The following is a 25109-nucleotide window of genomic DNA, read 5'->3' as shown; positions in this document are numbered from 1 at the left end:
TTCACGGAAGCACTGATAAATTCAGCGCTTCCTTAGACTTTGTTTTCAGGCGAACATGGAATGTTGTACCTTTGCCAAGTTCGCTGTTGAGGGTAATTGAGCCGTGGTGCGCCTCAACTATCTCACGTGCAATGGCGAGGCCGAGACCATTACCGCCCATACGGCGCGAACGCGCTTTATCAACACGATAAAATCGATCAAAGATGCGTTCCTGATGTTCTTTTGCAATACCGATTCCCGAATCTGTGACAGAAAGGCATACCGTGCCGCGTTCCTCTGTGCTCAAGGAAACTTCAATGTGACCATGCTCCGGTGTATATTTCACTGCATTGTCGACGAGAATCAGTATAAGTTGACGTATTTTCTGTTCATCCGCATATATTTCTGCACGTTTGGGCAGGAGCTCTTGGATCGCAATATCTTTCTTCTCGGCAAACGGGCGCATCATGCGTACCGTCTGTCTGGCTGCTGCAGCGATATCCATGCGTACCGGTTTGAACTGTGTTGCCCGTCCATCTGTGCGCGCAACTGTAAGCAGATCACTTACGAGTTTTGTCATTTTTTTTACTTCATCACGTACATCTTCAATGACTTGTTTTAAAAATGGTGATGTTATTGTTGGATCACTGTGAAGAAGATCAGCAGAAGCTAGGACAACAGCGAGAGGGGTGCGCAGTTCATGGGAAGCGTCTGCTGCAAATTGACGTTGGCGCTCATACGCCTCACGGATTGGCTGCATGGCACCACCCGAAAGAATATAGCCGATTGCAGCGGCAAAGATGATGGCGATAACGCCCAATGCCGCTAGTGCTGATGTTGCTTTTTCCAGTCCATTATACATGGCGGTAACGTCTTTTCCTACGTATACCGTTTGCATTGGCATGGGGGGGCTGGATACCGTTTGTGAGATCATCATCACTTTCGTCTGAACGCCGCGCTCACTCGTCTTTGTAAATACGCGTACCTCACGGTCAGACGGATTCCATGTGCCGACGATGTCCAAGACAAAGGATTCGATACGGGATGAGGCACGCGAAAAATTTATGAGACGTCCACGATCATCAAACACATAATAAAAGAGACGATCATTGGTACTGCGATACAGCTGTGCCTCATCTGCATCTGTTCCCGTATGCAGTTCATGATACACCTGAGACTCTGCGACGCTGTTCGCTGTATCCAAAAGTTCCCGCGCCTGCTCAGAAGTAATCGCCCACTGCATCGTCTTGTGCATAGCAAAAAGGAGGACAATAACTAGCCCTCCCATAACCAGTGCATAGCGCAGCATCAACAGCAAGCGGCTGCGTCCAAACAGATTCTGTTCGCTCAATTCGGTGCCTCCAGCTTATATCCGACACCACGTATCGTTTTGATGGAGGCCCCCTCTCCCGCTGCGTCTAACTTCTTTCGCAGCATTTTCATATAGGAGTCGATATTATTCGAGCTGACGTCTGCCTCCAAGCCCCAGATTCGATCGAGAATGATATCGCGCGGAACCACGATTCCGATATTCTGTGCTAGGAGATCAAACAGCTGAAATTCTCGTGGAGAGAGTTGAATGATCTTTCCATTCTTTTCGAGAATATTTGCCGTACGATTCAGCTTAAAACCGCCGATTTCATCAACCTCATGCTGTATACGCTGCGTTGATCGTCTGCCAAGTGCACGCAGGCGCGCCAAAAGCTCAGAAAACTCGAATGGCTTTACGAGATAATCATCCGCACCAGCATCGAGTCCCTTCACTCGATCCTCCACAGAGTCCCGTGCTGTCAGCATGAGAATGGCACGATCATAGCCGTTTCGGCGCAGGCGTGCACAGGCATCGACTCCTGACTCGCCCGGCATCATCCAGTCCAAGATCAGAATATCGTACTCTGTGTAGGTTGCATACGCATAAATATCACTGCCGTCTGTCACCCACTCAACACTGATGTCGTTTCGTTCAAGCATATATTGGATGAGCTTGCCAAGGCGCAGATCATCTTCTGCCAAAAGCACACGCATAATACCATCTCCCTGCTATATCGAATAGAATTATAGATAAGGGGGGTGAAAGATAGCTGAAAAAGGAGCTAACGCATCGCTATGTGCACTGATGCAATCATGCGATAAAAGACAAACATCCCAAGCCCGTAGCAAGTCAGCATAATGACTCCCATCGGAATGGCAGTATAATCACCTGCGATGCCTACCACAGGCATCATGCAGGCTCCCAGCAGCATCGAGAAACACCCGATCAATGCAGAAGCACTGCCCGCATTTTTCCCCTGTCGTGAAAGCGCGAGAGAAAAGCTCGCCGCACCCATCACCGAGAGTGGTATGATGGTAATAAAGAGTAGAATAAAGATAACAGGAAGCGGTGCGGAAACAAAAAATCCAATCAGAAGCAAGCTGCTCCCGATCAGTGGAACAAGTACGGCATATTTCAACATAACGATATCCGGCACACGTCCGGCAAAACGGGCCGGTAAAATTCCGGCAAGGAGAAGCCCCGCTCCAATTACGGCAAAAATCATACTAAATCCCTGTGGAGAGACACCATAGATATTCTGAAAGACGAATGAAGAGCCAGAGAGGTAGGAAAAGAAACCACCAAATACGAAGCACTGCAACAGACAATGTCCGAGAAAATAACGATCATGTAAAAGGATGGGGAATTTCTTCAGAGAATCCATCACGTTCTTGCTGCGCTGTTCTTTGGGGAGCGTCTCTTGATAAGCGAGAGTTGCACCAGCCAGCACTACGCCGATGAGTGTCAATAAAATGAAAGTGGCGCGCCAATTTGCAAAAAGAAGAATCTGTCCGCCGATCACAGGCGCAATAATGGGGGCAAATCCGTTGACCATCATGAGTACAGAAAAGAACCGTGTGAGCTCTGAGCCTTCGCAAACATCACGTGCGATTGCACGTGAGATAACAATTCCGCTCGCCCCAGAGAAACCGGCAAAGAAGCGAAAGAAGAGGAAAAGATATATATTCTGCGCGAGTACGCAGCCGAGCGTTGCACCGACAAAGACAAGCATTCCGATCAGAAGAGGCCTGCGGCGTCCCCAGAGATCACTCCATGGACCGGCAAGAATCTGTCCAAGTGCCATGCCCAGCGTTGTCATAGTAAGCGTCATCTGTACCAATGACGTTGGGACAGAAAAGGCTTCCTGCACCTCAGGCAGTGCCGGGAGATACATATCCGTTGAGAGCGGTGCAATTGCCGTCATAACACCAAGGAATATGGTTAGCCAAAGCCGCGTACGCGCATTCATGTCCATTGTATTTCTCCCTGATCCTCGTTTGCTGTATGTATTAATTGTTTCAAGCAGCATTTGCAGCAGTTGATTTCTTTCCGTGGCTCATCAGCCATGCCTTTATCGTTTCCCATATTGCAGTTGCGATGACGATTCCCGCTGCGATGGATGCCGCATAGAGGAAGGTCTTTATCCCCTGCGTACCAAATTTATCCCAGTCAGCAGCAACCGCATAGAACATTGTTCGGTAGAGCGAACCACCGGGAACCATGGCAATAACACCGATGATCAAAAAAATTGTTGCGGGGCATTTATAAAAACGTGCCAGAATTTCTGCGGCAAGTGTCGCAAATACAGCTCCAGCAAAGTAACCGGCATACTCATTCCAATCGAGTGCTATGAACAGGATGGTGAATCCCCAGGCAATCATACAGACTACAGCTCCTACACAGGCATCTTTGATATGCCCATGCCAAAGCAGATGAAAAAAGAATCCACCGATGAGAGACGTGAGGAGATAGACCCACCACGTTGTTTGAAAAGCGATGATGGTTCCTGATGAACTAAACGCAAAGCCGGTAGCGATCAGCAGGCTCAGAATAAATGCCTCTGCACTCTTGAGCAGCCCGGAAATCGTTTCCTGACTGAACATATCGCGAATCGAGTTCATGAGGGCAAGCCCTGGGATCACCGGCATAATGTTGCCCATATTTATCGCAGCCGGATGAATATCCATCCCCATCCACATGAATGAGTTGGCAAAAACACCACCGATAAAACTAAGCAAAACGAGGGCACAGTATGGATTCAGTTTTGTTCTGCCAAGCAAATATTGAATGAGCCGAAGAAAAACACCAACGATCCCGGCACATACGGCATCTTCTAAACGCCCTCCGAAAAAAGCAGAAAAACTGCCCGCGATAATGGCCCAATAAAATACAGACGCTTTGAGAGAAATCTCATCCATCGTATCAATGTCGCGTATACGCGCCTTTATTTCATCCGAAGTGATGGGACGTGCACAAATTTCTCGTGAAAGTTGATTTAATGCGATCAATCGCTGAAAATCAAAGTTTTGGCCCGGAACACGACGCATCTGTGTAATGACGCCGATGTCCTCCCCACGTATCGTCACAACAATGCTGGAGGTAATGACCATGACATCCACATGGCGAACTCCGTAGGCGCGACATATAAAGTTGATGGTTCGCTCTACGCGGCTTACCTCCGCACCGGTTACGAGCATGCGCTGCCCAATGTCGATGGCACGTTCCAGAATCTTGTTGATGTTAATTCGTGCTGTTTCGTTTATCATAATGAACATAGTTATAACATGACTTTACTGCCATGTCACGCTTTTTCAAAGAAAAACAGCAGAACCGTTTTCACAGTCCTGCTGCACACTCCATGTATGATATTATTCTACGGTAACAGACTTTGCGAGATTCCGCGGCTTATCCACATCGCAGCCGCGCGTAATTGCAGCATAGTACGCAAGCAGCTGAAGCGGGATAACCGAGAGAATCGGCATAATGAACTCATCGGATGCCGGTACGTGCATCACATGATCCACGTACTTTTTCAATTCAGTATCCCCTTCGGCAGCAATACCGATAACAACGGCATCACGTGCCTTGACCTCCTTGATGTTGGAAAGGGTTTTCTCGTAAACGTTCCGCTGGGTTGCCAGTGCGATGACCGGAACACCTTCTACGATCAGAGCAAGTGTACCATGCTTCAGCTCACCCGCAGCATAGGCCTCTGCGTGGATGTACGAAATCTCCTTGAGCTTGAGTGCTCCCTCGAGGGATACGGAATAGTCAAGACCGCGGCCAATGTAGAAAACATCCTCATTGAACCCGTACTGCTTGGCAAATGTCTTGATGGGATCAACGTCAGACAAGATCTCTGAAATCTGCGAGGGAATCTCCTGCAGATGTTCCACTAGTTCCGCCGTGCGCTTTGGCGCAATCATCCCCTTGATCTCCGTCATATACAGTGCAAGCATGAAGAAGAGGACGAGCTGTGTTGTGTATGCTTTCGTCGATGCAACGGCAATCTCAGGTCCTGCCCATGTGTAAACGACCTGATCTGCCTCGCGCGCAATGGAGGACCCAACGACGTTCGTAATCGCAAGTGTCTTCGCTCCACGACGCTTGGACTCCTTGAGTGCTGCAAGAGTGTCACTTGTCTCGCCGGACTGCGATACAACGATCAGCAGCGTCTTGTCATCGACGATCGGATCACGATAACGGAACTCTGATGCGACATCCACTTCGACAATGACGCGCGCCATTTTCTCAATATAGTACTTCCCAACGAGTCCTGCATGATATGCCGTACCACAGGCGACAATATAGATCTTGTTGAAGGAATTGAGATACTCGGGGGTCCAAGAAAGTTCTTCAAAAGAAATACTTTTTTTGTCACTCGTAATACGCTGGCTCATCGTGTCACGAACGGCTTTCGGCTGTTCATGAATTTCCTTGAGCATGAAATGCTCATAGCCGCCCTTTTCTGCTGCCTCAGCATTCCATGTGACTTTAAATACCTTCTTGGCAACGGGCTCGCCCTTGCGGTCAGTGATCTCGACACTGTCCTTGTGTACAATGGCAAGTTCGCCGTCCCCCATGATGTAGGTGCGGCGTGTACGGGAGATAATCGCGGGGATATCCGAGGCGATATAGTTCTCCCCTTCGCCGAGGCCAATGATCAGTGGGTTGTCCTGCTTTGTGCAGACAAGCATATCCGGGTGTTTGCGGCTCATAAATGCCAGAGCATAAGAGCCTTCAATTCGACGCAGCACCTCGCGTACTGCAACGATGAAATCACCGTTGTAGACTTCTTCTAAGAGGTGAACAACGACCTCTGTATCTGTTTCGGACTTAAATACATGACCTTTTTCGATGAGCTCTTCCTTCAGTGAAAGATAATTTTCGATAATGCCGTTATGGACAATGGCAAAATCGTTGTGACAATCCACATGAGGATGTGCATTCACATCCGACGGACGACCGTGCGTCGCCCAACGCGTATGACCGATACCGATGTTGCCAACGGGGACATTTCCCTTGATCTTGTCACGAAGCGCAGACAGGCGTCCAACACTCTTCTCAACACGAACACTTCCGTTGTCGTAGACAGCGATTCCGGCTGAGTCATAACCGCGATACTCCAGTTTGGACAGACCATCCAGCAGAAACTCTGCTGCCTGACGATCACCGACATAACCAACAATTCCACACATAAAAATACCTCCTGACCGAGTAAAATATCGCTCAGGGATTTCACTCTGACTGCAGCTTTGTACACGCGGTCACCCGCATGATTTGACCACAGCCTATCGGCAGAGTATGCCGGAAGGCATCCGCTGACGGCTCGACAACCTTCTCCTCGTCCTCTGAGAAAACTTCTCCCCAGAGCCAGCGCTAAGAATAATTAATTCTTTTTTATAAATGAAATCCCCCATGCATCAGATGATGCATGGGGACATTCTATCCGATATAGCACAATAAGTCAATCGTTCACATCTGCGAGCAGAAAAGATGCTGTTAATTCATGGCATTTTGGCGACATAGTGACTGAAACTCCCGATAACGAGCTGCGGAAATTCTTCATGAAGAAGATGCATAAAATTTTTCGTCCCAACGGGCATCCCCTCCCCCCCCCCGGCATGACTTGCAGAAATTGCGTCGGATCGATATTGAGATTTCTCATCTGAATCATCTGGACTGGAAGCTCACGGAAAAATTGCTGCCAAGCATAGAGTTCCTCGGGGCGATCGGTAAATCCCGGAAAATGCAGCAAGTTGATGGAGACATATACTTGGTGTTTCAATGCATAATGGATGGACTCCTTAACAGAGTCCAGCTGATAGCTTGCGCGATAATATGCATTGTAGCTTTCAGGCCGTGCGCTAATCATGGATACACGCAAAGAATCAAGCCCTGCATCGACAATTTTTCTCATGCCTTCCGGATATCCGGCATTGGAGTTCATGTTGATTTGACCGCGCGTGGTTACGCTGCGTATTTTACGAATTCCAGCAGAAATCCGATCTGCAGCAAGCGCCGGTTCACCTTCACAGCCCTGTCCAAAGCTGATGATTCCATCCGGGGCGAGCGAGAGATGATAGATGCCAACCTCAGCGATTTCATCTGCTGTCGGTGCGAATGTTATTCGCTCTTGCGGAGACGGACAGCATTCTGAGCTCTGTAGGGATATGCAGCCGAGACAGTTGGCATTACAGACGGGTGATGTCGGCACACCGCATTCCCAGCGCCGGTAGAACAGGTTCTGTGCCGTGAGACAATGATAGTTCAGCGAGCAGTTCCCCACCTGCTCTACAATGCGGTTATGGGGGAGCTCTTTCATTGTGCGGCGCACCAGCTTCTTGAGTCCAGTGCTATTATAGTTGGATGGATCCCATTTGTCATTTTCGTCCGTATATACGGCAGCCACCCACAGCTGTCCACGATAGGACAATACGGCAGTATAGCCATATAATGGGAGTAGAGATGCATCATCTTTGCGATGGAAAGCAGGAAGATGGGTTCGCGTGTAGCCCTGTGGAAGAATGGCCGCTACGGCAGTGCCATTGATCTCTTCCTCACATCCATCCACACGCAGACCCACTGCCTTATGCGAAGGCATAAACATAAGATCAGCACTGTCAGGAAGCGGAATGAGTTCATCGGGATGAAGTAAAATATTTGATGTGCCAACCCGACCTAACCCCTGCAGATTCACTGCCTCACAGATGTTGCCGTGATGGTCGGCATAGACTGCCGTAATCCTATCCTTCTTCTCATGCAGAAGTGTCGCCGTTCTCGTTCGTTTCATGATCGCCCTCTTGATGTTTTTGCTTCTTCCGATGTGGATTATAGCGGTTCATTGCAAAATCTGTCCCATCCGTTACGATACACGTCACTGCGGGCAAAAGATATGCTATCGCCTCGCGAATCTTTGGCGTATCCTCTGGTGCAAATGGAGCAAGAACGTGGTTGATGACGGTCCATCCGGCTGGCGGACGCCCAATGCCAATACGGACACGAGCAAATGCCTCGCTGCCAACATGAGAAAGGATGGATTTAATCCCGTTATGGCCGCCTGAGCTCCCTTTCTTTCGAATACGTACCGTCCCAACAGGAATATCCATATCATCGTGGACAACGATCAAATCTTCACTGCTCAGTTTGTAGTAGGAAAGCATGGGCCCGATCGCTTCCCCGCTGTTATTCATATAAGTCAATGGTTTGACAAGGAAAATTTTTTCTCCGCCGATACGTGCTTCTGCAACAGATGAAGAGAAATCTTCTTTCCATGCAGAAGCGTTTAGATGCTCTGCCAGAGCATCGATCAGCATGAAGCCGACATTGTGCTTGGTATTGGCATACTCTGCTCCGGGATTCCCAAGCCCCGCAATAAGTTTCATTCACTACTCCTTCGTCGGATCACCAACCATAAAGAGATAGGCAAGTACTAAGATGCCAAGAGCAATACGATACCAGCCGAACGCGGTAAAGTCGTTGCGCTTTATGTATCGTAAGAGGAACTGAATCGAGAGAATCGACACGACAAATGCAGTGACCATGCCAACGGCGAGAATAAACAGCTCTGCTCCCGTGTAGTGCCAGCCAAATTTGACAAGTTTCAGAAAGGATGCGCCAAACATGACAGGAATGGCGAGAAAGAAGGTGAATTCCGTTGCAACATAGCGGCTGGCCCCAAAGATAATACCGCCAAGTATTGTTGCCCCCGAGCGGCTCGTCCCCGGAACGAGAGAAAGCACCTGAAAGACGCCTATGATGAATGCCGTACGATAGTCCAGTGCGGCGAGACTCTCGACACGCGGCGTCCGACGTTTATTCCAACGCTCCACGACGATGAAAAGAATACCGTATAGAATCAGCATGGAAGCGACAACAGGCGCGTTCATGAAATGTTCTTCCATATATTTGTTGAACGCGAGCCCGACCACCGTAGCAGGAAGACAGGCAACGATGACCTTCCCCCATAGATCCAATGTCTCACGACGCTCTGCTCTAGACTTACTTCCAAGGAACGGATTCAGCTTCTTTGCATTCAGTACCACAACAGCAAGAATGGCGCCGAGCTGGATGACCACCAAAAACATATCCATAAAAGCAGTTGATACATTCAGTCGAATGAATTCATCAACGAGGATCATGTGCCCTGTGCTGGACACAGGAAGCCACTCGGTGAGTCCCTCAACAATTCCCAGAATAACGACCTTTAGCATCTCCGCCAATGATATTTCCACAGTATTTAAATCCTCCTTCGACCATATCAGCAAAACTACAGCAGTTTAACATTATATCTCAAACTGTGTATTTCGCCTACTCTTTTTCTCTCAGTTCTCCATATTACACATATTCTACGTCTTTTTCAATCTCTTAGGGGGCAAATTAGGGGCAAAAATAGAAGAGAATAGATCGTAGTGACGGATCAACCAACAACGAGATTACAGTCAAAAGACGAGCCCTGCGATTTGCACAACTCGTCTTTTTTCATGCAGCGGGTATTCAAAAAGGCAGAGCGTCTTTGTGATTGGCAAAGGATGACCGGCGCATGCCCAGAAGTTCCCTTACTTCCCCTTGCGCAGCCGCATCACTTTACCCCAGTCTTGGCAGACAGGTCGCATAGATAAAGCCTCCTTTCAAGACATACCTATATCTTGAAACGAGGAAAAAAACCTATCTTTTGTACTACCCTGCACATTAGTGATCCATCAGATTATACCGCGTTCCTTCAAACGCTCAATGCCCATGCTCTGATCAATGTAATGACTTTCATCATAATCGAGCGGCATCAGTTGTTTTTTCTTTATTGCAGCAAGATCATCTGTCCCATCGCCTTCTTCCATCTTGCATTTCACAAATTCTGGACTGGGGACGTTGATTGCCCGACGAATCTCACCGATCAAAAAGAACTCACGCGTCGGTCCCCCCTCTGTTACCAAACGTTGGAAAACGTCATGTCGTCCTTTCGTACTGCATTCCGCTTCGACATCATCAATCGTCATTCCACGGAGTGTGATGAAGTCATTCAATCGTTTTGCATCTACCCAATACTGCATCGTAATACCTCCATCATCTGACATAATCAGCTCCACGAAAATTCATGGAACGAAACTCATGTAGCTCCCCGCGTTTCTCATAATAAAAATCGAAGCTGCGAAAATCGCAGTTGGAGAAATCTGCCTGAGTACCAGACTGATGATTTGTGTCCAACCATCGCTGATGCTCCTTTAACGCGCGTTGTATCTCGTCCATAGAAAGCTGTCGCTTATCCATATACTACCATCCTCGTCGTATCTCTGTCAAAGTCACTGCACAGCAGATTCGGAACGGAATGTCTCCTCCGGTGTGGTCGCTTGATTCACGTTACCAGAAGGATTTCCCTCGGCATTTTCATGCACAAATGCTTCCGAAACCAATCCCCCAAATGTCGTCGATTTTCCATGGATCGCGCCTTGCAGATGGGGGCAAATATCTACACAAAGGGAGGACTCAAAAAGCTGCGAGAAGCTCTTCGTGCTTGGAAGAAGAAAGAAGGTTATCTGCAAAATGATCGGACAAAACTGGAGCAGGAAATCGTAGCTTTTCAAAGGCGGCCGATCCCATCTCCTGATGATCGGGATGCCTATGCGGAGTATCAGGATCGCAAGCGTGCACTCGACGAACGAAGTGATGCGCTGACGAAAAAAGCACAGGAACTGGCCGAGCAGAAAGCAAAACTGGCCGCATGGCAAAAACGTCTGCCCGCACAGATTGACGCCCCACAGGGAAAGGAAAAAATCAAAGAAATCGCCATCGGCATCATACGGAAAAATGCGCCGTATCAGAAACGATACGATGCACTAAAAGCACGGCTGGATCGTGCAGCGGAAAGAATGAACCGTGCCAAAGTACAAATGGATGCGCTCGCCAAAGCGGTAAAAACAGATCGGAACGACATGAGACGCTACAAGGTCGCTGCGCCGGAAAAAGTAAAAGACAGGCCTGGTATTATCGCCGAGGCTGTCTCCGGGAACGAACATTATGCGAGCCTTGTCGCCACCATGCGGGACGATAATTCCGCACTCAAAACATGGACACTCATGTCTGATGCAGCGAAAGAGAAAGAGGCAAATAAGCGGATGTATCGTGATCTATAGATGCTCATTCGTTGACAGCAAGCATCATTTTTCGATAAGATATGACTAAGACATAGAAGGAGGGATGAGGACAATGGCAATATACACATATAATGACTATCTGCGCGATCTGCTGAAGGATGCTCCCTGCATCTTGGCATACGACACCGCTGCGGACTACTTAGGTCTATCCAACGGAAGCAGTTTTCATGAGGCGGCCGACATCTACGTACTATCGCCATTGAACTTGAAGGGAACGCGGGAGCATATAATCCCATCCTTCGATACGGTAGACTATGAGCGGCGCAATGGCCTTCTATGCACAACTGTGAATCAAACCATCAATGATCTTTTACGTGCTGATGGCGACAACCAAGTGATACAAGAGAGCCTGGCCGACGTGTACTTTTCCAATGGAGAATCCTTCGATTCACTGCATATTGAAAAGGAACTGCTCCCTCGATTCGATAAGTACAAGGCATGGGCTATGGAGTATTACGATGAGGAATAAGCGATGAATGAAAATGAACGGCTTATGACGGATGTTATGGCTGAACTCATGCGTGCCAATGCGCCCATCATCTTCAAAGGAGCGATGAACCTAAACGTAGCTCTTCAAGACTCTTCACCAGTAAATGTACACCGTATCACACACGATATTGATGGTGACTGGTACGGCGAAGACACCGATATTGAGATCATGCACAACATATTGGAGAACGCCGTCAAAAATGTAAATCCAGACTTGTCTGTGGAAATCTTCCGCAACCCAGCAGAAGGAAAATCGGCTGGGTTTCGCATTCTGGATGCGAATCAGGATCGCATGTTCAAAGTAGATTTTGGACATCGGGTGCATCCTTTTTACCAAGACTATCAAATTATGTATCAAGGACAGCCGGTCGATATTCGCGGAGCAACGCTGACTAAAATGCTGTCTGATAAGATCCGTGCTATTTCCAGCCCGAAAGTATTCCGCCGAGCAAAGGATCTGGTGGATGTCTACATCCTCTCACATTGTAAAGAAATCGCTCTGATGGATGTATACCGCATGGTCTATACGGATGGTCATGCGCCCGGTACATTCGACGAGTTTTGCCACCGACGCGATGATTTGAAGCATGCCTACGAGAAATTGTTGAATGTCGAAAATAAGCCCGACTTCATTACCATGTATAAAAGGCTGACTGCTTTTCTCACACCGTTTATCAACAAGAGACCACAAACGCTGGAATGGACAGGCGATAAATGGGCATCGCCGCAGCGAATACAGGAAAACGTGAGAGGTCTGGGATGATAATAGGGACTGCGCCTAGTTGGTGCAGTCCCTATTATCATTGTTATGTGTGCTAAAGCATAATCGTAACCCGGTACGTCTTTTCGCCCCGCTCAACGGAACCGCGTGTCAGCATTACAGGATGTCCCGGCCATGTGATAAAGGTCGGATAATTCATGTCGATGACCTGGCAACCTTCAACTTCTCCCGGATTGTCAAATTTGATGGCCAACCGATTTCGCGTATAGTTAAAGATCCAGTCCATCAGCTTCTTGTCATCAGTCAAGAAGGAAACATCCATGTGTATGACGCTCGTACGGTCACCGAGCACGGTGAACGTCTCCCGCAGCGGCGGCGTTCCTTCCATGATCTTCTCAAATATCTGCCGACGCGGCTTTTTATCCTTACAGCTCCAGTTCGGTACATTCTCCCATGTCTGTTCAAAGTCTTCATAAGGCATTCCACAATACACTTCATAGACTTTCTCTGGATGGCTTGTAACGGCCTCCACGTCCTCCTGCCATGTCGAGGCAAACGCCGCCGGCATATAGGCCAGCATACAGAGGAGCAGCAGCGACAATCGCTTCATCGTAACTCTTCCTTCCATTCTTCTACGCGGCGATAGAAGGTCGACGGGCTCATACGGCAAATGCCCATCGCTTCCCTTGCCGTCACTTCCCCGTTCTTCCATCGTTCTATGGTCTCTCTGAAATCCTTTGTCGTTTCGACCCGTGGCCGGCCAAAACGCACGCCTTTCCGCCGTGCAAGGTCGATCCCTTCCCGCTGCCACGTGCGTATTTTTTTACGCTCCTGCGCAGCAACGTAACTGAGCAGACTGAGAAACTGGTCTTCCATCAGTTTTCCTAGTTCCCCCATCTCTCGAAACTTGCGGCTGTCAAACAGTGATTCCTGCTCCAGCACGACAATATCGGCACCGATGTTTCGTGTCATATCTTTCCACTCATCGATGATTCCGTCGTAATCGCGCCCCAAGCGATCAAGCGCATCCAGGTAGAGCAGATCCCCTGCGCGGAGAACCCGCTTCATGGATTGGTAGGCCGGCCGTGAAAAGTCTTTCCCACTCTGTCGATCCACAAAGATAAATCGCTCCTCGATGCCGATCGCTTTCATTTTTTCAATCTGCCGATCAGGATTCTGACTTTTGTCGGAGACACGAATGTATCCTATGTTCATCCTGCCCTCCTTTCCTTCATCATTCGATCAATCTGTTTCAAAACCTCTATGTTACTTTTGAGATGTTTCAAAATGATATACATGATTTTTTGAGACACTTTTTCATGCTGGCTGCCACTCTCCTAAAAAGTATACCTTTTGAAAAAGCTGCACACATTTCTGTGCGCAGCTGCATCCCCATATTACCGGGCAAAGCCCCGCGACTCGTCTCTCTTGTTGCATTTTTTAAGAGCCGGAAGGAGGATCAGCTCCCTTCTGAGCAGCAGGGACTTCTTCATATACTCTTTGGAGATGTCCGATAGTCCTTCCGTGCTGTCAATCAGCCGGTCAATCTGTGCAGATGCCGTCTTGATTCTCGGCACGATGCGCTGGATCGCACGATGCAGGTCTTCCGGCGGGTTCTTGAAGATTTCGTGGTAAAGAACACGCTTGTTATTCATTCGATAAACCGAGTTCAGATTGTACTCTTCCTGCTTAAACTCGTTCCCATCTGCCAGCAGCTCTCGTTTTTTTTCATCCGACTTCAATGGCGAAAGGGATGACCCACAATCGTAAATCGGTGCAGGGGATAATGTCCCATCTGTCATCTCAATGAGTCCCCAGTTATCCAGATGACGATCTCCGTTGCCAATGAACGCATCTACAACGAACATATCCCAGAAGTAGGCTTTGATCTTTTCTCGATCCAGGCGCAGCGGTGAATGATCGAGAACATCCATCACATCTTCAACAGTTGTTGTCCTGCGGGAGGTACTGTCTGTGTCGTTGAGAAGGAACTTGCTGAATTCAACCAAATTCCCTTCGCCGTTTTGACAAAAGAGCTTACAGGCAACAACAATCTTTTCCATCTTATTCATAGGGTCTATGCACGTTGCGAGGAATGTCTCCTGTGCCGGGATACCGAGATGGCGAAAGATGCTGCATCCGATGTGTTCGGAAAACTGGTTGTTAATGTAGCTAAGTGATGTTTTCTTTGTCGAACGAACGGGATCAGGAAATTTCACCATGTAGGTGCTCCCGTCATAGATCAATGTGCGTTTTCGCTCTGAACCGCCAAAGCGATTGCTGCGCCATGTTGCATTTGTAATGTCAATCATCTATCAGCCCTCCAAAATACATCAACATTTCCTCACGGTCAGCAGATGTAATATCTCCTTCCTTCATAGCATATTTCGTCTCGGAAAAAAGATGGCTCATTTCAGAAATCATGAAAGCACGGTTCTTCTCCTCATACGCCCGGTAGAATGCCGTCATATATTCACAAAGCACCTCTTCATAGTCTTCCGGATTATATTTGTACTCCATCATTATCGCCTCCCATAGGATCCATAAGCCTGATTGCACCTCATGATAAAGCTTCATCCTCCGGTATCAACGCCCCAAAATAATCAAGGATAGCATCACGTTCATCAGGAGATATAAAGCGCTCCTTCATTGCCTGTTTCGTGTCGAAAAAAATCCGCTCCCAGATGCAGGATAAACGCAGCGCGTTTTGTTCCGGAAGTGCCGCGTAAAAATTCGTCATGCTCTCGCAGAGATAATCAACGTAGTCACTCGGATTATATTTGTACTGCTCCATGCGCCTCGCCTCCTACCTCAATTATACCGCAGAGCGGATGCCGCGACAACAACCTCTTACTGGTAACCCTCGGGGATGCTGTCATCTCCCTGTGATGCCGTTGGTTCTTCCCTCCGGGGCTCCTCCTCGGCAGAAATCGTCGGATTTTCAGCGACGAGGAACACTCCCCTTTCGTTCTCCTCCATTGTTTTTGAGAGCTCGCTGATCTGACGGCGGAACACGATGTCCCTGCTCACGCTTTCATACTCCTCCAGCACATCAACGATCTTACCGCCGTGCTGAAAGATGGACTGCTGAACCAGGATGCACATTGTCCGACTGAAATTCTTCTGCTTTGCGACAAACTCCTCAAATTCCGCTGTCCGTGGGAAGCAGACAGACTTTGTAATCACATTCTTCTCTGCCATTTCCGTTATCCTTTCTCTCCACTACGCGCCTTATCGCCCAGCAGCTGAAAGAGCGGGCTGTTGATAAATGCGTTCAGCCCCTCTGCCTCGAGGAACACGGCATCGCTTGGATCGTCGATGTAGGCAAGCTCAATCTTCGCCCGCGTGCAGAACGCCATAAGCCGCTTTTCCAGTGCCTCACGCATCAGGATAGAGCCGCCTCCATAGACAGCAACAACATCCACTTCGTTGTTGGCTCTTGAAATGACCTGCTCGGCCATCGTCAGGATTTCCTCCGCCTCATCTTCGAGTGCCGGCATGAAATAGGACATAGCCGCATCATGATACTTGTGTGCAGCATCACGCAGATAGCGGGAGAAATCCTGCCGGGTCACACTCTGCAATCCGAAGTCCTTCTTAAACGGATCCAGCACCCGCTCAATCGCGTGGCCGTTGCCGTTATACGTCCCCATGATAAAGTCGGGCTTAAAGGAGATTCCCGTCGTGATGGGAAACTCCGTCGTGCCCTCACCGATGGCGATATGAAGGACACGCAGCGTCTTGAACGTTCCGGCGGAAAGGTTCTCAGGCTGATGAATCAGTGTCGGTCGGTGCATAAAGGCGTGTGCTGCCGTGACGCCCTCGGGGATCGCCTTGACAAAATCAAACTGAATAAAGACGACATACTCCTTTGCCCCGACATACACGGTAACTTTATGCTGCTTGTGCATGAACTTCTCGGCGAATGCGGCCGCCTTTGCCTTCGTGTAGTAGGACACGGGAATCGCTGTCGCCATATCCACATGCACCTTGATCGCATCTCCCGTATCAGGAACAGCTCCGCTCTCCCGATAGCACGCAGCGACTGCCTCTCCTGCAATATGCGCGAGCGTATTCACATAGACAATATCGCTGGACACCTTGTCATTATCTACGCCGACGGTGATCGATCGGCACCGCTGCCCGCTCGAGAGTGCATACGCGCCGACGTAGTAGATCGCTCCCTCCACGGAGACAATGAGATTGTCGTGGATGTGCTTCAGCACATACTCCGGGTTCAGTTCGTCCAAATTCACCAGTTTTCCGACACGCGCAAAAACATTCGGTGCACTGATCCGCTGGCCGTTAATCACCAGATCCTGTTCGGCGTTTCCATTGTCATTTGCCACCAAAAACTGCATGACCGTTCCTCCTCGTCGTTCCTATACTCTTACCATTCATTCAGAAACAGATATGATTTCTATACCATGTACCGCATAAATACATGCGGATGTTCACGTAAATCTTTCACATCCATTTCATATTTAGTATATGTGACAGGAAATGGAAAAAATTCCTATCTTTTTTACTTTCCTGTTAGAACTTGATGAGAAACACAAAAGCCGGATGCAAAACATCCGACTTTCGTTCATGATTCACTTGCTGCAGCTGCGCTCAGTCTTCCATCAGCGCATCGTCTGCGGGCATGTCGTCAACATCTCCGCAGTACATTTCATAGATTTCTTCATCCGTCATTGTGTTCACCTCCTTCAGCGGGCGGCCTCCTGCGCCTTGTTCTGCTCCACACCCTTGACTGCGATGATAAAGAGTGTCTGCGACGGCATCTTCCCGCTGCGTGCCAGCGAATCGAACGCCGCCTGTGGAACAAGAGCCTTCATCGCCGCTTTTACGTGGCTCTGCTTCCATTTCAGCTCATTCAGCGCCTTACGTGCCGCACGAATGACATAGTTCGTCTCTTTGGACGGCTCGCGAATCTCCTTTGCCAGCAGCTGGATGAAGGTCTTTTCGTAGTCCTTCGCGGGAACGACTTCCTGGACATCCGCGCCCAGGATCGCGTCCAGCCGTCGATTGGCTTCAAGGCGTGCCTTCATGTAGGTACCGTAGTCGAGGTTCTGGAAGTCGTAGACTTCCTTTTTCGCCTGATAGCTCTTGTTGGCCGCTTCCTTCGCGTCCATGACCATCAGGAAGTAGTTGTCCCCCTTGAACGTGCCGCGCTCGGTGCGCCGTGCAAGATAGTCGATCATATCGTGCAGATAGGCATCCCGCCGCAGTTCCGGTGTCGGCGTGAGCGCAGGAACACCTTTCCCTGACACGTCGGCTATATTGAAGAATTTCTTCGTATACGGCTGCTTGTCTTTGGTAAAGAGCACAAAGGTAACGGCCTTCGCATCCTTACGGATGGTGATGTCGGGGTTCGCTCCCGCCTCCTTTGCGGGAATCCAGCGATTATCCTGACTGCCTATATCCAGCTGATGCTGAACGGCGGGCAGCATATTCGCAACAGGCGGATAGAACGACTTATGTTCTCCATCCCTGCCCTGATAAATCAGGACAGGCGCATGGATATTTTGCCGCTCTTCGTACGGTTTCTGCCAGACGGCATTCCCGCTGGCATGGGCCTCCTGCATACGGTCACTAAAGGCTTTGCTTGCCTCGCTGACCAGCTCTTTTGTCGTCTTCTTTTCCTGCGAGTTTTTTGCCTGGGTTTCCTTCTCCGGCTGCTTTTCCTGCTGCTCTGCCATTAGTTTTGCCTCCTCCTGCGCTTTCTTATGATGTTCCTCCGCGTGCAGCTTGTCGGCGATTGCCCGTGCTTCCTGTGCCGTCAGTGCCTCCCCGCGTTCCTTCTCCGCCGCATTCAGCTTGTCGACGATTTCCTGCGCCTTGTCTTTGTCCTCGTAAAAACCTCCTGCACCATCACGGTTGCCGCTGTAATCGACAGCGGACGTGTCCTTCCTGCGCTGCGCCTGATACATTATGATTCTTTTCCCTTGGTCAATCGGAATCGGATTGCTTGATACAAACCATTCACTTTGCATGTTGCTCCTCCTTTGCTCTGATGCTGCAGCATCTTCATTTCTTCCGTGACGCTCGCCTCCGGTGGAAGAAGGTGGGCTTCCTGGGCAAGTCGATGGACGATACTGTCCAGATAGGAAACGACGTGCGAATCACACGCACCTCCTCTGCATCAAAAATCAGGCATTGGCTGTGACTGATAGAATTTTCGCCCGGTATCCGCCTCGTAGGATTCGAGCATGACCCGATCTCCGGGATCACCGGAATTAAAGAAGTGATAGGAGCCGTTCATCTGCTGCTCTTCCTGCCGCTGTTTATCTGCCGTATCCTGCATCTGGCGAACGTTGCGGATCTGGATCTGATCCCCCATGGCATTCGAGAGCTGCATGATGGCCATCTGCTTGACCGCCTCGATCTGCGCTCCTGCCTGACGTGCCTGTGTCTCTCCAACCGCCTGATTCGAGTTTTGCAGCGCCGTTTGGAGTGCCGTCATGATCTGATCCATGTCCTGGTAGCGATTGATGGTGTTCTGCGTTGCCGCTGTGTAGCTGTCCGACATGAATTTGCTCGTCTTGCGGTAGTCGATCGCCTTGCCCGCAACACCATCGTCATAGTCCCGCTCAAAGGCTTCCGGATGGAGGTCAATGTTCGTGCGATTTTCTGCCATGGAGTGATAAAGGATCTTGATGTCCTTCATCCCCTGTTCTCTGCTCTCCTCCGGGAGCTTTCTGGCGTTTTCCTCCTCGATGCCGAGTTTGGCCGTCAGTTTTTCGAGCCAGGAAACGAACTTCGTCCCATAGAGGATGCTCTTGATATGCCGCGTGTAGTCATAGACATTGCCTCCGTTCGCGGCGAGGTCTTTCAGGGCAAATGGGGAGGGTGCACTGTCCGCCCAGGAGATGCTTGTGGGGCTGTAATAGTTCGGCGGATCATAGGGCTCTGTTACGCCAGGAATTGACCACGCATAGCCGATGCCGGCAGCCCCCATAAAGCATGCGCAGAGTGCTGCGGTCACTTTCTTTGACCGTTTCCATCGTTTCATATCCGATCTCCTCTCTATTATGTGCCGGGCAGGAACTTGAACCCGTTGCCTATGCCAAACTGCTTGATGACCAGCTGGGAGAGCTTGTCCCCCATCATGACAAACAGGAAGCAGACCAGGGCGAGTTTCAGCAAAATAGCGACCTGAAGGACGTGCTTGGTCTTTTGGATGGAGTTTGATGCCGTCACGACCTTGCGCCAATATCCGCCGCTGCGGTCGCCGTTCCATGCCCCTGCCGCTTTTTCCCAGCTGCCGTTTGCATCATAGAGCTCCAGAAGGTGATGACGCGCCACGGCGGTCTGCACGTTCTCCGGCCACGGCGTCGTTGCCGGTGGGAATTGATCTTCCCATGCGCCGCTGTAGGGTCTCGACTGATACCCTGGATCGCTCCAGGCCTCCGAGTCATCTGCCCATGGCATCGGCGGCGGCTCGAATCCCGCTCGTTCGCACCAGACGTTCCAGTACTCGTAGCTGATCTGATACGCACCGTAGCCCCATCCATCCTGTGATGGGGTCTGGAAGGGATGCTCCTGTCCGCCGGTCTCGACACGGCGGATTGCCTCGAGTACCTCATCGATGCCCTCGCGCCCGCCGAAGTTCCCGTTGCTGCTCTTCATTGCCTCTTCCACGGGGACGGTCTGCACATGGATGAGATCATCCACCACCATGTTCGACATGACGGACTGCAGCATCAGGGCAAAGAAGCAGAAGAAAAACAGTTTGATCGAGGCACTGAAGATGCCGTTCATGCCGTTCTCTGCATACCGGCGTGACCACTTGTGTCCCGCAAACATAAAGTTCGCCAGACTGAACACGGCGACAAAGTAAAACTCGAGGTACGCCAGGATGATCTCAAAGGCAAAGAGCAGGAACGAGCCAAAGATGATGAGGAGGAAGATGCTCCCGAACAGTCCCGTGACGATTTTGTTGAGCCAGTCAAAGCCGCTCGCATCCGTTTCGTTGAGAACGGTAAAAATCGGCTCGATGATCTGTGCTCCCTTGGTCACGAGTGCTGTCGGATCGACGAGCATCGCTTTTGCCTGAGTGAGATCTACACCGCCCGTGGCTGCGCCCAGGCTGAGGAAGAGGTCGCGTGATCCGTTGATGAGGAACGCGCCCCAGTAGGTGATGGTGTAAAAGAGCAGAAGATAGAGCAGCATCTTGAGTGCCAGCAACTTAAAGATGCTGAAGCTCGGCTCCTGTCCTTTCTCTCGATCGACACTCATCAGGATGTAGGTGAGCGCGAGATCAATCGTCATGAGGATGCCGATCACGTACTTTATGATGTCCTTGAGGAGATCCACTGCCTTGGTGCATGCGAGGGCAATGGTATCTATCGCTTTCTTGACGGGCTCCATAAAGGCAAATGCCGCATCCCAGACCATGCGCTTTCCCTGACGGCTCGCTGCAAGGCCGTCATCTGTCGCATTGTCCGGAAGCCACGGCGCATACGGATGATAGAGCGCCGGACTGATCGGCGAGTCATTGATCCGTACCTCAAAATGCAGATGCGGCCCCGTTGATACTCTGGTCTTTCCTGATGGACCCAGATACCCGATCAACTGTCCACGCTGCACATGCCTGTCAATGCTCCCCATGATGGCAGCAGCCGGTAGATACCCATCGTTCGGGTCGAGGTCACCATACACAGTCTCAAACCTGCTGCCATCGGGTGAAGTATGCTCAATAACTACAAGACCATCAAATGAGTACTCATAATCCGCATAGGTAACTATTCCATCCGCAACAGCATAGACAGGCTCATGTGCCTCGCCGCCGATATCGATGCCGTTATGTCGGCGCACCACCCCCGTGATGGGATGCGTACGCCCCGAGCTGAACGGACTGGTCACCTGGATCTCGTGGCCGTGCAGCGGTGCATCCATCATCAAGAGCGCGGCCGCACTCACAGATGTGGATGATGCCAATAGGAAAAGGACAAGCAGCAGCAAAATGTATCTCGATTTCATGTGCGGAATCCTCTCATACAGATATATATTCATAGTACCCCAGAACATCTGTGAAATTTTCCTATCTTTTTTACACTTTAACGATATAAGCGACTATATACAGTTGTCGTTTTGTGCAAGGTGCGGTATAATGGAAGAAGGAGGGAGGTGGACGATGAAGAATATATTACGGCATAGAGAGTATGTTGGCTCGGTGGAGATCGACGAGCATGAGGGATTCCTCTATGGGCGCGTGCTCGGGATCCAGGAGAAGATCACGTACCGCGCAGAACGCGCGGACGAACTGGTCAGGCTGTTTCGAGCGGAGATTGATACGTATCTTGACCGCTGCGCACGGGAAAACGTTGCGCCGGAGATTCCGTACAAGGGCAGCTTCAATGTCCGCATTGCCCCGGCACTACACCGCCGGCTTGCGATCCATGCGATCGCAACGGGGATGAGTCTCAACCGCCTGATCGAGCACATTCTGTCTTCATACGCGCCGCTCTATGAGTCACCAAAGGATACATCAGTACGATAAGGAGAGTGATTTCAATGGGATTTTTTTCCGGCCTTAAGAAATTCAAAGAGGATTATGACGAACGCGGGAGAATCCTCGATGCAATGGAAGAAGAGAAACAGCAGCAGAAGTGGGAAGAAGAGCTCCGGGATTTCATCATCAATGGAGATTATGGAGCGGTTAACCACAAAAACTTAATAGATTTTTTTGCAACATCGAATCTGGACCGCGTTCTGAGACAATACGCACCAAAAATTACGGGAATGATCGGTACAATCTACCTGGAGCAAGAAGACGTCGCGAAGTATCACGAATTAGAGGGACGATATGAAGAGCTGAAAGAACGGTACGAAGAGCTCAAGAGAGAGTATAACGAACAGAGTAAGCTCATTGCAGACATCGCAAAAAAATCTTCCTTGACGCGTTAAAAAAAGCTTCTCAATCCAAAACGAAAAGATTGAGAAGCCTTTTTTATTTATGGGGCTTGCCCGAATTATGGGAATTTTTCGGTGTGCTTTTTTTGGCCGTAGATCGATTACGCATGATCATACGCGGGCCTCGCATACCCTTTCCTGGAGAGGGTGATCCTCCACCTGGATCCCCAAAATATTTTTGTGCCCCATCCCTACCGGCCTTAATAGCTGCAGCCACTGAACTATTTCCAACCGCATCGGACATGCCTCTCCCTGCAGCACGCATCATCATCGATGCACCCTTGCCGACAGCACTGAGTCCACCGACAGCAATACCTGTCAGGTCACCACTTCCCATACCTCTCGTATATCCTCTTACACCGGCTTTTGCCATGTTGGCCGCAACACTTGTTCCACCAGAGGCAACCGCTGCAGCTGTGGCGACACCGGCGGAGGTCACATTCTTCGCGGTCTGTGTCATGCTCGCACCGTTGAGAGAGGGAGAGCCGCTGAGAAGTCCCTGCACCAAGTCGGGGATCTTCTTGATGAGGAGATACAGCAGGAGACTCACGACAACGGCCTGGATGAGGACGGGCATATTGCCGATGATACCGCCCTTAGAGGGATCCTGTGCGATCTTTGCAAATTCATCACAGTAATCCGTGAGGATCCTGCTGCTCATTGCCGTGAGGAAGGAGATGACAGCGACCTTGATCGCCAGGTTGAACATGGCACCCAGAGCCCGTTCAAAGAGGAACTTCGTCTGCGGAAGCGCAGCGAACGGAATCAGGGGGATGGTGATCATCGCCATGGTGAAGAACTCAATCTTTGCCATGAGCATCTCAATCCCTGCCAGAACGAGCAGGATGAACATAATGACAAGGCAGAGGATGGTAAACAGCCCGGAGATCGGTGACCAGATCGAGAAGGCCTCCTGTGCTGCACCGTACCCCATTGTGAACATCGTGACTGCATTTGCAATGAGTGAGCCGGAGCCCATCCCCTCACTGTAGCCACCCGCGTGATACCCGATCGCCTGAAAGCCACTGCACAGGCTGCCCATAATGTCAATCCCGTGGCCGTACCAGTTCAGGATGAGGAAGAGATAGAGACCTGTCTCGAGGAGTATCTGGACGAGAAACTTCATCTTATCGCCGCTGATGAGATCGAGGGAGATCTTCACGGAGGCGGAGATTGCCGTCAAGACGATGAGGAGTTTCGCAGCGACAGGCATGATGCTGACTGCGCCGGACTTCGTATAGTCGATATAGGTGCGTGTAAATGGCTGGAGGAAGTCATACCATTTGCTGTCCTCGTCCGCAGTGACGTGCATCCGGTACTCGAACGGTGCCTGATCTGCACCGCCGAAGCTCCCGCCGAACGCACTCATGAGCACCGTGCCGAAGTTGAGCGCAAGCCCGATACCGAGGATGATGTTCCATGTGGTCTTGTTGGCCGTCTCGACGTTGAAGGCAATCATGATGCCCGCGAGTGCGATCATAATGGTCGATATGATTCGCGCGACGGTAAACATGCCATTCGCCATGGTAGTGAGGTTGTTCTGAAAGGCATTGTCGCCGCCCTTTAGTCCAATGTCCGAGCTAAAGCTCGCTGCGGCGGATGCTGTTGTGCCGTCCGCCAGGACGAGAACAACGACGAGGACAAATATGCAAAGCGGCAGGATGTGCCGCAGTGTCTCAGTGCATCGGTGCATATCTACCACTCCATTCATTGCTGTGCCTTGATGCTGGCAAGAGCCGCCTTACCTGCGGCGATGTTGCGCTGTGCCGCCTGTTGCTCATTCGACTCAATGGTCGCGCGGCGCAGGTTCTCTGCCTGGTAGTGCGATGCCTCAGCGGCAACGGCGTTGCTGTACATCTTCGTCATCTGGAGCAGTGCCAGCACGCTGTTGGCGTTGATGGCGTTGCCCGACTGCATGACCTGCATGGTTCCCTCCGCCTGATTCGACGCATTCAGAGCTTCCTGTGTGGACTTTGCGATCTCGAGGTTTGCCTGCTGCGTGTTCTGGGCGGACTGTGCTGCATCCTTGAAGGTGGCCGCGAGTGTCTCCTCCCGGCGGCGTTCGTTCAGGATGCCTGTGGCGACGGTCGTGTTGCCGTTGAGGATGGACTGCAGATCGCCGAGACGCTCACGCCAGACGGTATCGAGAGGATTCGGATTCGTTCCGCCCTTTTTGTCCCCCCATATCTTGCCGAGTACGCCCTCCTGCCCCATCTTCTCGTCAAAGATCTGTTTCTGCTGTGCGCCCTGCATCTGCGCATACTTTTCGATCTCTGCACTGCCGATCTTCTTCGAGTTTAGGATCATGAGTGCCAGCTCCTTCTCCTCGGTCGAGAGGATCTTTGCCGTCTGGATCGCCGTTTTGATCGCTTCCTCGATGTTCTTTTGGTCGATGACTGCAATCGCCGCCTCGCTGTGATGCCCTGCCGGGATCATGGCGAGCAGCGAGGCAGAGATGCCGAATGCGACACCGACGGCAACAGCTGTTTTTCTGATGGTCATGGTAAACACTCCTTTTTTGACAATTCTCCTCCATAAT

General features: G+C 50.3%; 26 protein-coding genes and 1 pseudogene. 5 read left to right on the top strand and 22 right to left on the bottom strand.

What is annotated here, in order from left to right:
• Position 1: 1 nt before the first annotated feature.
• The 10 genes and pseudogenes from AXE86_RS11165 to AXE86_RS11120 form a co-directional block, all read right to left on the bottom strand.
• Positions 2 to 1330 carry a sensor histidine kinase gene (locus tag AXE86_RS11165; protein ID WP_050343875.1) on the bottom strand — a complete coding sequence of 443 codons (1329 nt, stop codon included), beginning with the start codon at positions 1328 to 1330 and terminating at the stop codon, positions 2 to 4.
• Complete coding sequence (locus tag AXE86_RS11160) at positions 1327 to 2004, bottom strand: response regulator transcription factor (protein WP_061946818.1); 678 nt, start codon at positions 2002 to 2004, stop codon at positions 1327 to 1329. The genes AXE86_RS11165 and AXE86_RS11160 overlap by 4 nt, the downstream gene beginning before the upstream one ends.
• 68 nt (positions 2005 to 2072) lie before the next feature.
• Positions 2073 to 3266, bottom strand: a complete 1194-nt coding sequence (locus AXE86_RS11155) for a multidrug effflux MFS transporter (protein WP_009442140.1) — start codon at positions 3264 to 3266, stop codon at positions 2073 to 2075.
• Positions 3267 to 3309: 43 nt separating this feature from the next.
• Positions 3310 to 4566: a threonine/serine ThrE exporter family protein gene (locus tag AXE86_RS11150; RefSeq protein ID WP_061946817.1), complete on the bottom strand. Its 1257-nt coding sequence runs from the start codon at positions 4564 to 4566 to the stop codon at positions 3310 to 3312.
• Positions 4567 to 4659: 93 nt separating this feature from the next.
• Positions 4660 to 6489 carry a glutamine--fructose-6-phosphate transaminase (isomerizing) gene (gene glmS / locus AXE86_RS11145; RefSeq protein WP_061946816.1) on the bottom strand — a complete coding sequence of 610 codons (1830 nt, stop codon included), beginning with the start codon at positions 6487 to 6489 and terminating at the stop codon, positions 4660 to 4662.
• A 309-nt stretch (positions 6490 to 6798) separates the two neighbouring features.
• Positions 6799 to 8084: pseudogene (locus tag AXE86_RS11140) on the bottom strand (radical SAM protein).
• Entirely contained in the window at positions 8050 to 8676 is a 627-nt protein-coding gene (pth, locus tag AXE86_RS11135; protein WP_061946815.1) for an aminoacyl-tRNA hydrolase, read from the bottom strand. The pseudogene AXE86_RS11140 and the gene pth overlap by 35 nt, the downstream one beginning before the upstream one ends.
• Before the next feature lie 3 nt (positions 8677 to 8679).
• Positions 8680 to 9525, bottom strand: a complete 846-nt coding sequence (locus tag AXE86_RS11130) for an undecaprenyl-diphosphate phosphatase (RefSeq protein ID WP_071884730.1) — start codon at positions 9523 to 9525, stop codon at positions 8680 to 8682.
• 468 nt (positions 9526 to 9993) lie between these two features.
• Positions 9994 to 10341: a hypothetical protein gene (locus tag AXE86_RS11125; protein ID WP_061946814.1), complete on the bottom strand. Its 348-nt coding sequence runs from the start codon at positions 10339 to 10341 to the stop codon at positions 9994 to 9996.
• A gap of 13 nt (positions 10342 to 10354) precedes the next feature.
• Positions 10355 to 10558, bottom strand: a complete 204-nt coding sequence (locus AXE86_RS11120; RefSeq protein ID WP_061946813.1) for a hypothetical protein — start codon at positions 10556 to 10558, stop codon at positions 10355 to 10357.
• Positions 10559 to 10725: 167 nt separating this feature from the next.
• Here AXE86_RS11120 and AXE86_RS11115 point away from each other — a divergent pair, with 167 nt between their 5' ends.
• The 3 genes from AXE86_RS11115 to AXE86_RS11105 all read left to right on the top strand — a co-directional run bounded on the left by AXE86_RS11115 (position 10726) and on the right by AXE86_RS11105 (position 12694).
• Complete coding sequence (locus AXE86_RS11115) at positions 10726 to 11421, top strand: hypothetical protein (protein WP_157064449.1); 696 nt, start codon at positions 10726 to 10728, stop codon at positions 11419 to 11421.
• A 73-nt stretch (positions 11422 to 11494) separates the two neighbouring features.
• Positions 11495 to 11911, top strand: coding sequence for a hypothetical protein (locus AXE86_RS11110; protein WP_061946811.1), 417 nt, complete (start codon positions 11495 to 11497; stop codon positions 11909 to 11911).
• 3 nt (positions 11912 to 11914) lie between these two features.
• Positions 11915 to 12694 (top strand): nucleotidyl transferase AbiEii/AbiGii toxin family protein, encoded by a 780-nt coding sequence (locus AXE86_RS11105; protein ID WP_061946810.1) that lies wholly within the window; start codon positions 11915 to 11917, stop codon positions 12692 to 12694.
• A 52-nt stretch (positions 12695 to 12746) separates the two neighbouring features.
• Here the strand turns inward: AXE86_RS11105 and AXE86_RS11100 are convergent, their stop codons facing one another.
• The 10 genes from AXE86_RS11100 to AXE86_RS11055 form a co-directional block, all read right to left on the bottom strand.
• Positions 12747 to 13262, bottom strand: coding sequence for a hypothetical protein (locus AXE86_RS11100; protein ID WP_061946809.1), 516 nt, complete (start codon positions 13260 to 13262; stop codon positions 12747 to 12749).
• Positions 13259 to 13867, bottom strand: a complete 609-nt coding sequence (locus AXE86_RS11095; protein WP_061946808.1) for a recombinase family protein — start codon at positions 13865 to 13867, stop codon at positions 13259 to 13261. The genes AXE86_RS11100 and AXE86_RS11095 overlap by 4 nt, the downstream gene beginning before the upstream one ends.
• A gap of 182 nt (positions 13868 to 14049) precedes the next feature.
• Complete coding sequence (locus AXE86_RS11090; protein WP_061946807.1) at positions 14050 to 14964, bottom strand: HipA domain-containing protein; 915 nt, start codon at positions 14962 to 14964, stop codon at positions 14050 to 14052.
• The gene (locus AXE86_RS11085) at positions 14957 to 15172 is read right to left on the bottom strand and encodes a hypothetical protein (protein ID WP_061946806.1); all 216 of its coding nucleotides are present in this window, start codon (positions 15170 to 15172) and stop codon (positions 14957 to 14959) included. Before AXE86_RS11085 ends, AXE86_RS11090 begins: the two co-directional genes overlap by 8 nt.
• Positions 15173 to 15212: 40 nt before the next feature.
• A complete protein-coding gene (locus AXE86_RS11080; protein WP_061946805.1) occupies positions 15213 to 15446 on the bottom strand; it encodes a hypothetical protein in 234 nt (77 codons plus the stop codon).
• A 56-nt stretch (positions 15447 to 15502) separates the two neighbouring features.
• Entirely contained in the window at positions 15503 to 15853 is a 351-nt protein-coding gene (locus AXE86_RS11075) for a hypothetical protein (protein WP_061946804.1), read from the bottom strand.
• A 5-nt stretch (positions 15854 to 15858) separates the two neighbouring features.
• Positions 15859 to 17013, bottom strand: coding sequence for a ParM/StbA family protein (locus AXE86_RS11070; RefSeq protein WP_061946803.1), 1155 nt, complete (start codon positions 17011 to 17013; stop codon positions 15859 to 15861).
• 348 nt (positions 17014 to 17361) lie between these two features.
• A complete protein-coding gene (locus AXE86_RS12955) occupies positions 17362 to 18648 on the bottom strand; it encodes a hypothetical protein (protein ID WP_198145269.1) in 1287 nt (428 codons plus the stop codon).
• Between the two features lie 149 nt (positions 18649 to 18797).
• Positions 18798 to 19667: a hypothetical protein gene (locus AXE86_RS11060; protein ID WP_232294883.1), complete on the bottom strand. Its 870-nt coding sequence runs from the start codon at positions 19665 to 19667 to the stop codon at positions 18798 to 18800.
• Positions 19668 to 19684: 17 nt separating this feature from the next.
• Complete coding sequence (locus AXE86_RS11055) at positions 19685 to 21637, bottom strand: peptidoglycan DD-metalloendopeptidase family protein (protein WP_061947022.1); 1953 nt, start codon at positions 21635 to 21637, stop codon at positions 19685 to 19687.
• A 154-nt stretch (positions 21638 to 21791) separates the two neighbouring features.
• Here AXE86_RS11055 and AXE86_RS11050 point away from each other — a divergent pair, with 154 nt between their 5' ends.
• The gene (locus AXE86_RS11050) at positions 21792 to 22157 is read left to right on the top strand and encodes a type II toxin-antitoxin system HicB family antitoxin (protein ID WP_061946802.1); all 366 of its coding nucleotides are present in this window, start codon (positions 21792 to 21794) and stop codon (positions 22155 to 22157) included.
• A 14-nt stretch (positions 22158 to 22171) separates the two neighbouring features.
• Complete coding sequence (locus tag AXE86_RS11045) at positions 22172 to 22564, top strand: hypothetical protein (RefSeq protein WP_061946801.1); 393 nt, start codon at positions 22172 to 22174, stop codon at positions 22562 to 22564.
• A gap of 43 nt (positions 22565 to 22607) precedes the next feature.
• Here AXE86_RS11045 and AXE86_RS11040 read toward each other — a convergent pair whose 3' ends face one another.
• Both AXE86_RS11040 and AXE86_RS11035 read right to left on the bottom strand, forming a co-directional pair.
• Positions 22608 to 24281 (bottom strand): type IV secretion system protein, encoded by a 1674-nt coding sequence (locus AXE86_RS11040; RefSeq protein WP_083501196.1) that lies wholly within the window; start codon positions 24279 to 24281, stop codon positions 22608 to 22610.
• A complete protein-coding gene (locus AXE86_RS11035; protein WP_061946800.1) occupies positions 24278 to 25072 on the bottom strand; it encodes a hypothetical protein in 795 nt (264 codons plus the stop codon). Before AXE86_RS11035 ends, AXE86_RS11040 begins: the two co-directional genes overlap by 4 nt.
• Positions 25073 to 25109: the final 37 nt, after the last annotated feature.

Source organism: Selenomonas sp. oral taxon 136 (genome assembly GCF_001554015.1).
In the GTDB taxonomy this organism is placed as follows: domain Bacteria; phylum Bacillota; class Negativicutes; order Selenomonadales; family Selenomonadaceae; genus Centipeda; species Centipeda felix.
Note: the sequence above shows the minus strand (reverse complement) of the source record. Positions and strands in the feature narration are given on the sequence as shown.